This window comes from Streptococcus sp. 3.1, from assembly GCF_016648915.1.
Lineage (GTDB): Bacteria > Bacillota > Bacilli > Lactobacillales > Streptococcaceae > Streptococcus > Streptococcus salivarius_E.
In genome coordinates, this window is sequence record NZ_JACLQV010000016.1 from 21,181 (window position 1) to 36,057 (window position 14,877).

Here is a 14,877-nt window from a genome sequence, read left to right on the forward strand (position 1 = left end):
AAAATCTTCCAAACTTTTTTTGTTATTTGATGAAGATTCTCTTATTAGACAAGACCATCATCATCGCGTTCATCCCAATCTTCAAAAGGGTCCTTGCCCTCTTTTTCAGCTTGAAGACGTTTCTGACGCGCTTCTTCAATTTGTTCTTCACTTGGCTTCATCAGTTTGCTAATAGCAACAATACCTGATAGTTTAATAACAGTAAAAACCAAAAGAAAAATCACTACCACTGTTATGGTTTTCATAGATTTCCTTAACTTATTTCGTATAAATCAAAACCCCTAAAATCTTAGGGGTTTTTACATTATTTAACTGCGTCTTTAAGAGCTTTACCAGCTTTAAATGCAGGAACTTTAGAAGCTGCGATTGAGATAGCTTCACCAGTTTGTGGGTTACGACCTTGACGAGCAGCGCGTTCGCGTACTTCAAAGTTACCGAAACCGATCAATTGTACTTTTTCACCTGCAGCAAGAAATTCTTCGATAGAAGCGAAAACTGCATCTACAGCTGCTGCTGAATCTTTTTTAGTAAGCTCAGTTGCTTCTGCAACTTTAGCGATCAAATCTTGTTTGTTAGCCATTGTAACAATCCTCCAATTTATTTCTAAGCGAATAGTTTTTTTAGCGCTTGAACAAGTATTATCTTATCCTAAAAGACCTATGAGGTCAAGTAATAAACGCTAATTTAATCGCTTTTTTGCAAAAAGTAAAGGCTTTTTAATTTATTGTCTTATAGATGTCAAATTCGATACGGTCATTAACCAAATCAAGGCTTTGAGCACGTGCTGTAATCCCCTTCTCATTCTTCATAGACTGAATATTTAGGGTAACCTTTCCCTTCTTACTATCGATGACGATGTAATCAGGAAGGTTAGTTGAACGTTTAATCATCTTAAGGGCATCCGAAACAGGCAGTTTCAAGGTTCCAGCCGAAAGCTCAGAAACATGAAGTACAATTGCTCCTGATTCACTAACAACCGGCGTAAAGTAGACATAAAGAGGGACAGGGTGACCTAAAACCTTATAACTACTTTCGAAAACAATTTTAGAATTGGTAACCTTGACCTTGAAACGCATCTTATCGGTCGAATAATCTTGGGCAAAGCCCGTAAGAGCAGCGTCAAGCTCCTCCCTTGTCATACTATACTTACCAATTTTAGTTGCTCCCTTAGGTAGGGGTACAGAACTCGTCGTCTCCACTGGAGTCATGATTCTATAGGCCACAACACTTACTAAGGCTAGATTAAAGGCCAAGAGTCCTAAAAATAACCACTTCCATATCTTACTCACCTGACCACTCCTTCTTTGTTTGGTTAATACGCTTCAAAATGGCATCTGACATAATTTGATAACCTGTATTATTTGGATGAAAATGATCATCCTCAAAAAGAGCATCATTCAGGCTATCTTGAGAAGAGTTACTAGATTGAGACGAATCGCCAGAGCTTGTAACACCGCCCTTACCGTCAATTCCCTTATAAAGCAAATCATTTACAGGAACAAAATAGACATTATCGTACTTCTTGCACACTTCTTCAGTAGATTGGTTCCAATTATCTACAATGGTTTGCATTTCTGTCATCTCTGGAAAATTAAGATAAAAAGGATTGTAAATACCAACAATATAAATTGGCAATGTTTTATTATCCTTACGAGCTAGCTCAATAATCTGTCCTAATCTCTTTTGATAGGCCTGAGCAGGCTTAGTGAAGGTGTCTACATTAAGATTAGTGATATTGTCCTTAATGACATGGATCACATCATTACCTCCAACTGTAAGAGTCATCACTTTAGCCTTTTTGAGATCTCTTTGAATATCCTTCTTTTCTTGCATTCTCTTGAGAATTTGATTGCTCGTATTTCCTGCGATACCATAGTTGCGAGAAGTCACTTGCCAGTCAAAATCTGACTCTAAGGCCTGAGACAAAACAGGAACGAAGCCCCCTTGATTACTACTATCACCTACACCTTGCGTAAGGGAATCACCGATAGCAACATAGGTGACCTTTTCATTTTTGATAGATTTAATCTTTTCTGCAATTTTTGATGACTGATTCGTACTAGGAACGATAAAAATGAAGAGGCCGACAAATAAGAGAAAAAGCAAGAAGAAGCCTACGAGGCTTCTAACTAATTCTGATTCTTTCCACTTATTCATAACGAACCATTACGGCAAAGGCGCCTTCACCAGTGTGCGTTTGAATGATGGAACCAGTCTCAAGGATTGAAATTGGAGCGCCCAAAACCTCAAGTTTTTCAGCCATTTCATGTGCAAAATCAGGTGTCCCTGCATAAGAAATACCAATTTCTGCCACTTTGCGGTCCTTATCCTTGATACCATTAATATAAGAATCTAACCATTTCGTGAACGTCTTAGCACCACGACCCTTAGCAATGGTATTCAACTGATAGTCTTTCAACTCCATAATGACACGGATATTGAGCAATGAAGATAGTAGACCTGTTACACGTCCAATACGGCCGCCTTTGACAAGATTCTCAAGGGTAGACACACCGATATGAAGTTCAGATTTACTTTTCACTTCTTCCACACGTGCTACAATCTCATCAAGACTAGCTCCTGCTTCGGCTAGTTTAGCTGCTTCAACAACCTGAAACTTTAGACACTGATCTGTAAAGCCTGAATCGATGACGGTTACATCTGCTCCTGAAAGGCTAGCGCCTTGACGTGAGGCTTCACATGTCCCAGAGAGAGTGTGCATGATGTGGATAGCCACAATCTGTTCTGCACCTTCTTTGACAAGCTTTTCATATGTCTCTGCAAATAAACCTACTGGTGGTTGGCTTGTCTTTGGTAACTCTTTACTATGCTTCATCATATCCAAGAAACGACCTTCTTCTCGAAGATCACTATCTGAATAGATAACACCGTCCACCATAACCGACAATGGAACAACAGTGATATTATATTTTTCAACCAATTCTGGTTCAATCGTAATTGACGAATCGGTTACAATTCTGATTTTACTCATATTTTTCTCGCTTAACACAAATTTTTATTCTATTATAGCATGACTGGAAAACTTTTCCCAAGTCTTTTTCTAAAGAGAGTCATCTACCTTTAACAAGGCTCTTGCTTGGCTCAAGGCAGCCTCCGTCACATTATCACCTGCTAACATCTTAGCGATTTCTTGCACCCTTTCCTCAGGTGTCAAGAGACGCACACGAGAGACAGTTGTCTCATTATCACTTTCCTTAGAGATAAAGAACTGATAATCAGCAATTGCAATAACTTGCGGAAGGTGACTGATGGCCAAAACCTGACCATGACTCCCAATCTTATGAATTTTCTGAGCGATGGCTTGGGCAACACGACCTGAAACGCCAGTATCAACCTCATCAAAGACGATACTTGTTTTGTCTTCTTTGCGGGCAAAGGCTGACTTAATCGCTAACATGAGTCGAGATAATTCTCCTCCTGAAGCAACCTTAACAAGCGGTTTAAAGCCTTCACCTGGATTGGTTGAGATGTAAAACTCAACCTGCTCATTGCCATCACGGTTAAATTTCCCTTTAGTAAAGGTAACTTTAAAATCAGCCTTATCCATGTAAAGGTCGCATAACTCGTTCTTAATCTCAGCTTCAAGGGCTGTAGCAATTTGATGGCGTGCCGTTTGTAGGGTCTCTGCAGATGCAAGCAGGTCTTTTTCAAGTTGCTTAAGCTCTTGTTCCATGGCATCTGACGAGCTGGAATTGCCAGTCAAAAGATTGTACTCTTTACTTGAATTTTCCAGATAATCTAGGACGTCATCAACAGTTCCACCATATTTACGAGTAATTGCATTAATCGTATCTAAGCGGTGTTCAATCTCTTGCAAACGTCCAGCATCAAAGTCCAGATTATCCAAAAAATCACCTAGTTGCTTAGTGACATCTTCCAAAACATAATAGGCTTCTGATAGATTTCCAGAGAGTTCTTTGTAATCAGAGTCATACTCTTCAAGAGACTGGAGGTCATTCATGGCAGAACGAACATTTGAAAGGCTTGAAAAATCTTCATTATCCAGCATGACATAGGCATTTGTTAAGGTATCAGCAATCTGCTTATGGTTAAGAAGCTTGTCTCGCTCCTTCATCAATGCCAAATCTTCTCCTGATTTTAGAGAGACTGCTTCAATTTCTGCAATCTGAAATGCTAACATTTCAATTCGAGCCTTATGCTCCTGCTCATTTTTCTGCTTTTCAAGAACAGCTTTTCTTAACTCACGATAGCGGTCAAAATACTCCTGGTACTCTTTCTTAGTTTGGAAAAATTCCTTGTCACCAAAGGCATCAAGCATGGTAATATGCAGAGCAGGTTTCATAAGTTCTTCCTGGTCATGCTGTCCATGGATATCTACCAAGAAGTGCCCAACAGCTTTAAGCGTCGTTAAATTGACCATCTGTCCATTGATGCGACTAACACTTCTACCATTTTGGAAGATTTCACGACGGATAATCAATTCATCCTCAACAGGAATCCCATTATCTTCTAGAATACTAACCAAAGCAGGATTTTGTTCGATTGAAAAGAAGCCCTGAATTTCAGCCTTAGGTGCTGAATGACGGACAACTTCACTAGAGGCACGTGCACCTAACATAAGGTTCATGGCATCAATGATAATGGACTTTCCTGCACCTGTTTCACCAGTAAGGACGGTCATACCATTCTCAAAGTTTAGAGAAATCTCTTCAATAATTGCGAAATTCTTTATCGTAATTTCGAGAAGCATAGGCCCTCCTATTCTTCAACCCACTTAATGATTTGCCCCTGTAGTTCGATAGCTGCTAACTCTGACTGAGCCACTAAAAAGAGGGTATCATCATCAGCAATAACACTAAAAATCAAATGCTTGTACTCATCTAAAAGAATCTTCTTGATGAGGCGACTTGTCCCAGGTTGAACAACGATATTCATAAAGGCATGTTGACGATCAACGCGCAACAAGCGACGAGTCGCAACAGAGGTTCCACCTACTCGTCTAGGAGCAGTTGAGAGCCCATAGATGTAAGAACCATCTTCAGTTGGTACTTTGGTAATACCAATTTCATTGATATCACGCGATACAGTCGCTTGAGTAGCCTTTAATCCCTCATTTTGGAGTAATTTTACCAATTCTCCTTGAGTCGTAATTTTATTTTCTTGGACAATCTTTCGGATTAACTCCAAACGATCATTCTTCTTCATTCTTTTTAAACTCCTTGTGTGCTTGTGCTACAACTTCCTTAATAGAGGTTTGAGCATCATTTTGAGGAGAATTTGTCTTCTCCAAGTGTGCGAGAAACTCAATGTTACCATGACCACCTTGGATAGGTGAAAAGTCCAGCCCCTTAACTGAAAAGCCATAGTCAATCGCAAAAGCAGTCACTGTTTCTAACACTTTTTCATGGACACTGCTCTCACGGACAATCCCGTTTTTCCCAATTTGTTCACGGCCAGCCTCAAATTGTGGTTTCACAAGAGCAACAACTTGCCCCCCATCAACCAATATCTTAGCCAAAGCCGGTAGAATCAGATTAAGAGAGATGAAGCTGACATCGATTGATGCAAAAGACGGTAGTCCTTCTGTGAAATCGACAGGTTCAGCATAACGGAAATTATATTGCTCCATGGAACGAACACGCTCATCTTGGCGCAATTTCCAAACCAACTGATTAGTGCCGACATCCACAGCATAAACCAGTTTAGCCCCATTTTGAAGCATAACATCGGTAAACCCACCTGTTGAAGCTCCGATATCGATGGTCGTCATGCCTTTAACTGACAGATTGAATACTTCCAAAGCTTTTTCAAGTTTGAGTCCTCCACGGCTCACATACTTGAGTTTTTCTCCTTTAAGCTTCAACTCTGTACCGTCGTCGATTTTTTCACCGGGTTTATCGTAACGTTCACCATTGATAACATTAACAACTAAACCAGCCATAACGCCACGTTTAGCTTGTTCTCGTGTTTCAAAAAGGCCTTGTTTATAAGCCAAAACGTCTACTCTTTCCTTAGGCATGGAGTCGTAACCTTTCTATGATTTCTATAATACTGTCTTTCTTGAAACCTTGAGTATCAGCTAGATTTTGAAAAATTGCTTCAGCTTTATCAAGTGATTCCTCGAGGATAGCATGTGATTTTTCCAGACCAAGCAGAGCCGGATAGGTTGATTTTCCAGCTACTACATCTTTTCCAGGTGTCTTCCCAAGTTCTTCGAAATCAGCAGTCACATCCAAAATATCATCACGTACTTGAAAGGCAAGACCAATTAGGCGACCAGCTTCTTGAAGATTTTCCAAGACCTGTTCATCTTTTTGAGCAACAATACCAGCCGCCACAAAAGGAAAGGTTAAAAGCTTACCTGTCTTATGCTCATGAATCTTAGCCAGTTGCGATAAATCAAGTTCCTGACCTTCACCCTTCATATCCAGCATCTGACCACCTACCATACCGAAGGTGCCTGAAGAATGAGACAATGCTTGAATCAATTGAACTCGAATTTCTGCGGATAGGTCTGTTTGAGCCAGGAGGTCAAATGGATCCAAAAAGAGAGAATCTCCAGCCAAGATTGCCGTTGCTTCATCGAATTTCTTATGGTTGGTTAAACGTCCTCGACGGTAATCATCATCATCCATGGCCGGCAGATCATCGTGAATAAGACTTCCGGTATGAATCATTTCAAGACTTGCTGCGACATCGAAATGACTAGGAGTAAGCTCTAAACCAAATCCTTCAAGTAAATCTAAGAAAATCAGTGGACGAATACGCTTGCCTCCACTATCAACTGAATAAAGGATGGCAGTGATTAAATCACTTGATACAGGAAGATTCTTTTTTTGGTAGTAATCACGGATAGCCACATCAATTTTATTTAGCTTGCTCATTAGGCATCCATTTCCGTTTCTGTACCATCTGCTTGCATAACCTTAACCAGTGTTTTTTCAGCATCTTTCAAGGTCTTCTGCAAATCTTTAGACAAGGCCATACCTTTTTGGAACTCAGCAATAGCATCCTCAAGAGCAACATCACCTGTTTCGAGCTTAGTGACGATAGCTTCTAAGTCCTGTAAATTTTCCTCAAATGTTTTTTTAGTTGACATTTTTCACCTCTACTTCTAGTTCTCCATCTCTCATTTGGACGGTTAATTGATCACCTTCGGTAATATTCTTGGTACTTGTTAAAGGTTTATCATCTTTCTTGACAATGGCATAACCCCTTGCAACAATACGACTAGTATCTAGAGACAATAAGGCATCCTGTGCCTTTTCTAATCTCACACGGTTACCATTAATGGTGTTCCTAGTTGTAGTCACCAATAAACGTTGCAAAGACTCTCGACGGTCTTGGTAGTTCTGAACACTAGTTAGAAGATTTAAGCCTTGTAATCGTTGTCTCAAAAGTTCCGCTTCTTTTTGTTTGCGTGCGAAATCTTGACTCATAAAGGTTTCAAGCCTTGTTGTTAGTCGATCCAACTTTTGTAGATAACCATCGTAAAGGCGTTCAGGTTGTCTAAAGACAACAGATTGTGACAATTTGGCCAAGCGTTCCTGATTATATTGTATACGTCTCAAACAGGCTTGATAGGCTCTATTTTGTCTTTCACGAATCCAAACCAAGGTATCAGCCTTTGATACCGGAGTAGCAAGTTCTGCCGCTGCGGTAGGCGTAGCAGCTCTACGATCTGCAACAAAGTCAGCCAAAGTCGTATCTGTTTCGTGGCCAACGCTTGAAATCACAGGGAGACGACTCTCAAAAATCGACTGAACTACAATTTCCTCGTTAAAAGCCCAGAGGTCTTCAATAGAACCTCCACCACGACCAACGATAAGTAAATCTAGGTCATCCCTTTGATTGGCTTTTTGGATATTTTCAGCAATTTCCTGTGCAGCTCCTTCACCTTGAACCTTGGTAGGAAAAAGTAAGATTTCTACCCCAGGAAAACGACGACTAACGGTCGTAATAATATCTCGAATAACCGCACCACTAGGACTCGTGACAACCCCAATTTTTTTGACAAAATTAGGCAGCGCTTGCTTATGACGATCATCAAAGTAGCCTTCTGCAGTCAATTTTTTACGAAGCTGCTCAAACTGGATGGCCAAAGCCCCAATACCATCTGGCTCTGCCTTCTCGATAATAATGGAATAAGAACCACTAGGCTCATAAATCTGGACCCGACCAACGACATTGATCTTCATCCCTTCTTCGAGTTCAAAACCAAGCTTTTTGAAAACTCCAGCCCAAATCGTCGCCTGAATAACAGCTCCTTCATCCTTTAGCGAAAAATATTGGTGACTCGGGCGTCGACGAAAATTTGAAACCTGCCCCGTCAAATATACCCTCTCTAGATAAGGATCACGGTCAAATTTCATTTTCAAATATTTGGTTAAGGATGTGACCGATAAATAGTCTGACACGACAACTCTCCTTTATTTAAGCTATCCTTGAAAACCTGAAGACATTAAAAAAGTTCTGCAGAACTATCATCCCCAAATCTTCTCAGTCGGCTTTTTAATTGTATACACGATTACCTTAAATTATACCAAAAAAGACTGTCAAAAGACAGCCTCAACCACCATAGTCAGGTGTTTTATATAGTTTCATTAATCAGTTGTATAAGTTTTTGAAACAACGTCCCAAGAATCGCTTGAACCGTCAATACCACCATAGGCTTCGAGTTGTCCCTTCTTATCTACACGGAAAAGAAGAACATCATTACCATAGGCATCATAAAGTTGAGCATAAACTAGGTTATCATCATCATCCGTCCATGAATAAACATTCCAACCAAGATTTTTATAATTTTCTCCAGTTGAACCTTGTTCTTTAGCATAGGTAGAAACAACCCAGTCTTCTAACTGTTGATCAGACAAAGATGAGGTATCAACTTGAGAGGATTGATTATCAGATGATGCTGCAGCTGCTTCCTTACTTTTTGCCAACTGACCGTTTTTCCATGGATTTGTTTCACTCTCTTTTTGGTTATTACTATACCACATCAAGGTAACAACAGGAATAACCACTGCAAGTACTGCAACAACTCCAATTACCCATCTAATGTTCTTAGGATCTTTGAGTTTGTCAAAACTCGAAACTTTTCTTCCCTTTGTAGTTTCATTTTTACGACGTCTAAATTCGCTCACAGCTTTTTCCTCTTTTTCTTGAAAGTAGTCCCTTTTTTTCTTTTCCTCTTGTTCCAAGAGCTTTTGCACTTCCCTACGACCCTGTGGATCACTCGTTTGAGCCAATGAAATCTGCAACTGAAAAATACGATTATCCAAAGCTTGCTCATATTCTTTGGCTGCTTCTCTATCACCATTATCAGCTAAGGCTCTCAGATACTCTTCATTACTGAATTCAGCCATTCACTAAATCGCTCCTGCTTCTAAATCGTTTCTTCTATTTTCTTAAAGCCTGAGACTTTTGTCAAGTTACTAGTTTGTAACAAATTCTTACAGTTGTAAAAAGCCGAAGAAAATCACATTCTCCAGCTTATTTCTTGGTTGTTTCTTTATAATACTTACAATAACTTTGAAGAGGACATGTCTGGCATTTCGGATTCTTAGCTAAGCAATGATAACGTCCAAAGAAAATCATACGGTGATGGCTGATAATCCAATCCTTCTTTGGGATTTTCTTCATCAATTCTGCTTCGATTTCCTCTACACTAGCATCCTCTGGGGCGATATTTAGCCTTTTGGAAACACGTGAGACGTGCGTATCTACTGCAATCGAAGGAATGCCATAAACCTCAGCTAAAACCACATTAGCCGTTTTTCGTCCCACACCAGGTAGACTTTCCAATTCCTTACGCGTTTTCGGAACCTGTCCATCAAAATTCATTAAAACAGCTCTAGCAGTCTTGATGATGTTCTTTGCTTTATTTTTGTATAGACCAATCGTTCGCAAACACATCTCAACGTCATCAAGATTAGCCGAAGCCAAATCCTCAATTTCTGGATAACGCGCCCACAAGGCTGGTGTAATCTTATTAACAGCCTTATCGGTTGTCTGGGCTGATAAAATAACAGCAACTAATAGTTGGAAAGGCGTTTCCCACTCCAACTCTCCATGAGCATTGGGAAACATCTCTCCCATGAGAGCTAGAGCCTCATTAACACGTTTTCTTCCTAACATTATTGGCCACCCCATAATTGACGGACGGCATCCATTCCTGTTTTGAAGTCATCCGAAACCTGATGATGGTGCTTCTTACCTTGATGCTCCAAGCGACGCTCTTCAACTTGAATTTTAGTTGTAATACCACTTAATTTCCAGTTACGAAGAACTCCTTTTATATAATTCCAATTTGTCTTGCGGTTAAATACTGCTTCTTTCAAAGCCTCACGGATAAGTTCGGGATCAGTATGTTCTTCTTGGATTTCCTTGTTTAAATCTTCGACAACCATAGGATTCAAGATTCCCAAAGCTTGTTCCAATTCATCGGTTAATTGCTTGATGAGCTGGGTATTTGTTGGCTGACCAACGACAGGCCCTGCCGTTGTCTTTTCATTGCTCACTAACTTGTCCAACACTGCCAAGGCAGGTGAGGCATCTACAACCATCTCAATTTCATTGTTAATCTTAATAGTCGTGAAATCAAGAAGTCCAGCCTCAGTCAATGTCGTAATACTTTTATTAACTTCAGTTGGCGTCTTCCCAGTTGCTTGCGCGATCTGACTAGAAGCCACTTCTCCAATCTGAGTTGTCGTTTGTAGATAGAGAAACTGCCAAACCAGAAAGTCATCCGCAGATGGGAAAATATCCTTAAAGTGGAAAAATAAAGCATTAGGAAGGACCAGATTACCTGATCGATACTGTTCAAAAAAACTCATATTTACCTTTCAGAGTAGCTAGACACCCCAAAAAGTCAAATGCTCTCACATAAGTCTTTTGAGACTGTCTACTACAAATAACCGTAGAATGAAAAATCGTCTTCCAACTCTTCTAAACGATAAGGTGTTTCTTGATATACCGCATAGTTAATCCAATTGCTAAAGAAAGCAGATGCCGCAAGATTCCAACGAAGTTTAGGCTCCTGACTTGGATCATCCTCTGGGAAATAGTTTGCCGGTACATCTGGATTAATGCCTGCATCTAAATCTCTTCGGTATTCTCTTGCCAGAGTATCACGGTCATATTCAAAATGACCAAAACTATATACTTCACGAAGATTCTTACTTGCTAGAATGGATAAGCCAACTTCTGGTCCTGACACAACAATATCTAAATCCGTCTTGTTTTTAATATCCTCGAGCCTAACCTCAGTATAGCGTGAGTGTGGTGACACAAAGCTATCATCAAAGCCATTCATAAGGAAGTTTTCAGGCATGTCAACCGTTTGTTTATAGATACCAGATAATTTCTCTGACAATGGAACCTTGTCGACTCCATGCTTATAATAGAGACCTGCTTGAGCTCCCCAACACAGATGGAGGGTTGAATAAACATGCTTTTTAGACCAATCAAAAACTTGTGTTAATTCTTGCCAATAATCCACTTCCTCAAATGGCATTTGCTCAACAGGTGCACCTGTTACAATGAGACCATCATAATACTTATGCTTAATTTCATCAAAAGTCTTATAGAAGGTTTCCATATGTTCGGCATGTGTATTTTTTGACTTATGACTAGCCATATAAAGAAACTCGACGTTAATTTGAAGTGGCGTATTAGCTAAAAGACGAAGTAACTGAGTTTCTGTAACTTCTTTAGTTGGCATAAGATTTAGGATTAAGACCTCCATTGGTCGAATATCCTGGCTACTAGCTCTGTTCTCATCCATGATGAAGACATTTTCCGAACGCAATACATCAAGAGCTGGTAACTTATTATCAAGTTTTATAGGCATAACAATATCTCCATCCTTATTTATTCTATCTTCATATTATAAACCGGGGAGGTATTGTTATCAAATATATATTTTCTCTAGTTAGCTATAGCTTTTAACTATATTGAGAGGCCACCTTTGTTTTAAAAGAGTTAAAAAGGCCCTAAGGCCTTTGGTTAATTCATAGATAGATTTATCCTGGGAAGTTCATCAATACTTTAGTATCGTAACCTTCAATAGCTTTGCGTCCATTAAGACCATCAAGCTCAATCAAGAAGGCACAGCCAGCAACGACACCACCTAGGCGCTCAATCATTTCAATTGTAGCTTTGACGGTACCACCAGTCGCCAAGAGATCATCAACGATAAGTACACGTTGACCTGGTTTGATTGCATCAGCATGCATACAAAGTGTATCAACACCATACTCTTTTTCGTAATCTGCTGAAATCACTTCACGTGGCAATTTACCAGGTTTACGAACTGGAGCAAAGCCAATACCAAGTTCAAAAGCAACTGGACAACCAACGATGAAACCACGCGCTTCAGGACCAACAATCATGTCAATCTTCTTATCAGTCGCATACTGAACGATTTCACGGATAGCATAGCTATAAGCATTTCCATCAGCCATCAAAGGACTAATATCACGGAAAGTAACCCCTTCTTTAGGGTAGTTTTCAATAGATGCAATATAATCTTCTAATTTCATTTGTTCTTCCTATAGGCTTTTCGCCAAAAAATATTTACATACCATTATAGCATGAATCTTCAGATTTAGAAAATGCTAACCCTCATTTCGAGACGAATCCTTTGGATTAAGTACTCCCCCTACTTATAAAGCCAGTCATAAATTTCCTGTGGTGTCCCTAAAGCCATAAGTTCTTGGAACTTGACGAGATGTTTAAGATCTTGGAAAATCTTGCTGTCCTCAATCTCACGTTTTTCAGCTTCTTTATTGACTGTCATAACACCATTATCAATAGTCACAAAATCCAATTCATCAAAAATCTGAATCATCTTGATAAGGAGAATTTTATCAATTTTAAGGTAATGACTGAGGTCATCTAGTTTATAGCGGACATCAAATTCTGGGAATTGGTAGATGGTCTTATAAAGCCTTGCGAACTGCTCTCTGGTTCCATAGCCGGTCAGATAATAGGCCTGTTTGATGCTATTCTTAAAGTATATCGCTTGGAAATCCTTACCTTCAAACCACTCTTTTACTTCTGTCGCTGAATCAGGTAAGGTGTTGAGGACAACCGCAGGTTCAGTGTCTGATGCTTCTTCTACCGTTGGTAGGCCTTCAGGCAGTGCCATGTTTTTTGAGCGAAAATCAAATAATTGAACACCATCCACACGCGCATCTTCTAGCATGAGCTGGAGCGTTGTCTGACCATTCCAAACATTAACAGACAAGGTCACTGCCAATTCCAAACCCTGAGCTTGTTGGAATTCTTGAAGAAGATTACCTTTGTTAAAAGCGACAACATCAAAGCTATCCTTGCCTTGCTTAACTTTAAACTTAAGATGGGCTCCGTTTTGTCCCATAGTCCTAGCTTGAGTAACGGTAATATCATGTAGCCAAAAGACTGGCTTTTTATTATCCATACCAAAAGGTGCTAGTTTTTCTAGGCTCTTAATGGTATCCAAGCTAAGCTCACTGAGTTGGAGCTCCTCGTCTAAATTTAACGTATTTTTGGCACTCGTATCAATGTCATTATCGTAGACATAATGACACAAAATCTCTGATAGTCGTCCAAGATTTTCTTCAGGAAGGGTCATCCCCGCCGCTCCAGCATGTCCTCCAAAAGCAGTAAAGATGTCTCGGTGGTCATCAAGGGCATGGAAGATATTGATAGATTCCAAACTACGAGCGGAACCCTTAGCCAAGCCATCTTCAATATTCAAAACCACTACTGTCTGACTGATTTGTTCCATGATACGCCCCGCCACAATACCTAGAACGCCAGGATGCCAACCTTCCTTGGCCAAAACCTGAACAGGTTTATCCAAATCCACCATAGTCATGGCTTCATCAAAGATTTTTTGAACAACTTCCTTACGTTCTTCATTTTTAGCATTGATTTCCAGAGCAATGGCTTGGGCTTCTTCATCGTCAAATCCGGTCAGCAGTTCAATGGCTGGATTTGGATCATCTAAGCGCCCCAAGGCATTGAGTTGAGGGGCCAGCTTAAATCCTACCGTTTCTTCAGAAATCGTTGTTGGGTCTACATCTGAAATACGGAGTAACTCTTGCAGTCCAATACGCTCAGTAGTCTTTAGAATTTCCAGGCCGACCTTGACCATAATACGATTTTCATCCGTTAGGCTAACCATATCAGCAATGGTACCAATAGCTACCAAGTCCAACATCTCAGTAGGAATAGTTTCAAGGAGGGCAGTTGCCAATTTGAAAGCTACACCACAACCTGCCAAATACTTAAAAGGATAATCGGCATCTGGATGCTCTGGATGGACAATGGCATAGGCATCTGGAAGCTGTGCCGGCATACTGTGATGGTCTGTAACGATAACGTCTACACCTTGCTCCTGCGCATAAGCAATAGCCTCATTACCCGCTACCCCATTATCCACTGTAACAATGAGTGAAATGCCTTCCTGCTCAATAAAGTACTTGTAGACACTTTCATTTGGCCCATAACCATCTGTGAAACGGTTAGGCAAATAAACTCGAGCCTCAGCGCCCATCATTTCAAGAGCTTCCTTGACAATCGATGCTGATGTCATACCATCTGCATCATAGTCTCCATAGACTAAGATTTGTTCATAATTTTCAATGGCCTGACGAATTCTAGCCACTGCCTTATCCATATCATGAAGAAGATAAGGATCATGAAGGTGTGATAAATCAGCCTTTAGAAAGTCTTCAAGAGCATCTTCTGTCGTAATGCCCCGTTCATAGGCAATCTTGGCTGCAGTTTCTGCCAGCCCATGTTCTTTGGCAAGTTTAAAAAAGCCAGCATCTGGCTCTTTTGTGTTTATTTTCCAATCATACGTTGATGTAATCATGTTACTTATATTTTCTCCCTGTTCTCTAGTCA

At 40.1% G+C, this 14,877-nt stretch carries 17 protein-coding genes; all 17 read right to left on the reverse strand.

Annotated features, from left to right (window positions below):
- Positions 1-44: 44 nt before the first annotated feature.
- The 17 genes from H7U02_RS08950 to recJ all read right to left on the reverse strand — a co-directional run bounded on the left by H7U02_RS08950 (position 45) and on the right by recJ (position 14,845).
- Positions 45-245, reverse strand: coding sequence for a hypothetical protein (locus H7U02_RS08950; protein ID WP_110980934.1), 201 nt, complete (start codon positions 243-245; stop codon positions 45-47).
- Between the two features lie 59 nt (positions 246-304).
- The gene (locus H7U02_RS08955) at positions 305-580 is read right to left on the reverse strand and encodes an HU family DNA-binding protein (RefSeq protein WP_002884048.1); all 276 of its coding nucleotides are present in this window, start codon (positions 578-580) and stop codon (positions 305-307) included.
- Between the two features lie 136 nt (positions 581-716).
- A complete protein-coding gene (locus H7U02_RS08960) occupies positions 717-1,289 on the reverse strand; it encodes a YpmS family protein (RefSeq protein WP_021144298.1) in 573 nt (190 codons plus the stop codon).
- Positions 1,282-2,157, reverse strand: coding sequence for an SGNH/GDSL hydrolase family protein (locus H7U02_RS08965; RefSeq protein ID WP_021144299.1), 876 nt, complete (start codon positions 2,155-2,157; stop codon positions 1,282-1,284). The genes H7U02_RS08960 and H7U02_RS08965 overlap by 8 nt, the downstream gene beginning before the upstream one ends.
- Positions 2,150-2,992 carry a DegV family protein gene (locus tag H7U02_RS08970; protein ID WP_021144300.1) on the reverse strand — a complete coding sequence of 281 codons (843 nt, stop codon included), beginning with the start codon at positions 2,990-2,992 and terminating at the stop codon, positions 2,150-2,152. Before H7U02_RS08970 ends, H7U02_RS08965 begins: the two co-directional genes overlap by 8 nt.
- A gap of 69 nt (positions 2,993-3,061) precedes the next feature.
- A complete protein-coding gene (recN, locus tag H7U02_RS08975) occupies positions 3,062-4,732 on the reverse strand; it encodes a DNA repair protein RecN (protein ID WP_110980935.1) in 1,671 nt (556 codons plus the stop codon).
- An 8-nt stretch (positions 4,733-4,740) separates the two neighbouring features.
- Entirely contained in the window at positions 4,741-5,187 is a 447-nt protein-coding gene (locus H7U02_RS08980; RefSeq protein WP_002890762.1) for an arginine repressor, read from the reverse strand.
- Complete coding sequence (locus H7U02_RS08985; RefSeq protein WP_110980936.1) at positions 5,174-6,001, reverse strand: TlyA family RNA methyltransferase; 828 nt, start codon at positions 5,999-6,001, stop codon at positions 5,174-5,176. The genes H7U02_RS08980 and H7U02_RS08985 overlap by 14 nt, the downstream gene beginning before the upstream one ends.
- Positions 5,994-6,866, reverse strand: a complete 873-nt coding sequence (locus H7U02_RS08990) for a polyprenyl synthetase family protein (RefSeq protein ID WP_110980937.1) — start codon at positions 6,864-6,866, stop codon at positions 5,994-5,996. Before H7U02_RS08990 ends, H7U02_RS08985 begins: the two co-directional genes overlap by 8 nt.
- Positions 6,866-7,081, reverse strand: coding sequence for an exodeoxyribonuclease VII small subunit (locus tag H7U02_RS08995; RefSeq protein ID WP_110980938.1), 216 nt, complete (start codon positions 7,079-7,081; stop codon positions 6,866-6,868). Before H7U02_RS08995 ends, H7U02_RS08990 begins: the two co-directional genes overlap by 1 nt.
- On the reverse strand, positions 7,071-8,399 hold the full coding sequence (gene xseA / locus H7U02_RS09000; protein WP_013990727.1) for an exodeoxyribonuclease VII large subunit: 1,329 nt from the start codon (positions 8,397-8,399) through the stop codon (positions 7,071-7,073). The genes H7U02_RS08995 and xseA overlap by 11 nt, the downstream gene beginning before the upstream one ends.
- Before the next feature lie 186 nt (positions 8,400-8,585).
- Positions 8,586-9,347 (reverse strand): hypothetical protein, encoded by a 762-nt coding sequence (locus H7U02_RS09005; protein WP_002890759.1) that lies wholly within the window; start codon positions 9,345-9,347, stop codon positions 8,586-8,588.
- Positions 9,348-9,474: 127 nt separating this feature from the next.
- Entirely contained in the window at positions 9,475-10,119 is a 645-nt protein-coding gene (gene nth, locus H7U02_RS09010; RefSeq protein WP_110980939.1) for an endonuclease III, read from the reverse strand.
- The gene (locus H7U02_RS09015) at positions 10,119-10,817 is read right to left on the reverse strand and encodes a DnaD domain-containing protein (RefSeq protein WP_110980940.1); all 699 of its coding nucleotides are present in this window, start codon (positions 10,815-10,817) and stop codon (positions 10,119-10,121) included. Before H7U02_RS09015 ends, nth begins: the two co-directional genes overlap by 1 nt.
- A gap of 71 nt (positions 10,818-10,888) precedes the next feature.
- A complete protein-coding gene (metA, locus tag H7U02_RS09020; protein ID WP_060972377.1) occupies positions 10,889-11,833 on the reverse strand; it encodes a homoserine O-acetyltransferase MetA in 945 nt (314 codons plus the stop codon).
- 172 nt (positions 11,834-12,005) lie between these two features.
- A complete protein-coding gene (locus H7U02_RS09025; RefSeq protein WP_002890753.1) occupies positions 12,006-12,524 on the reverse strand; it encodes an adenine phosphoribosyltransferase in 519 nt (172 codons plus the stop codon).
- Between the two features lie 119 nt (positions 12,525-12,643).
- Positions 12,644-14,845 (reverse strand): single-stranded-DNA-specific exonuclease RecJ, encoded by a 2,202-nt coding sequence (recJ, locus tag H7U02_RS09030; protein WP_201043214.1) that lies wholly within the window; start codon positions 14,843-14,845, stop codon positions 12,644-12,646.
- Between the last annotated feature and the right edge of the window lie 32 nt (positions 14,846-14,877).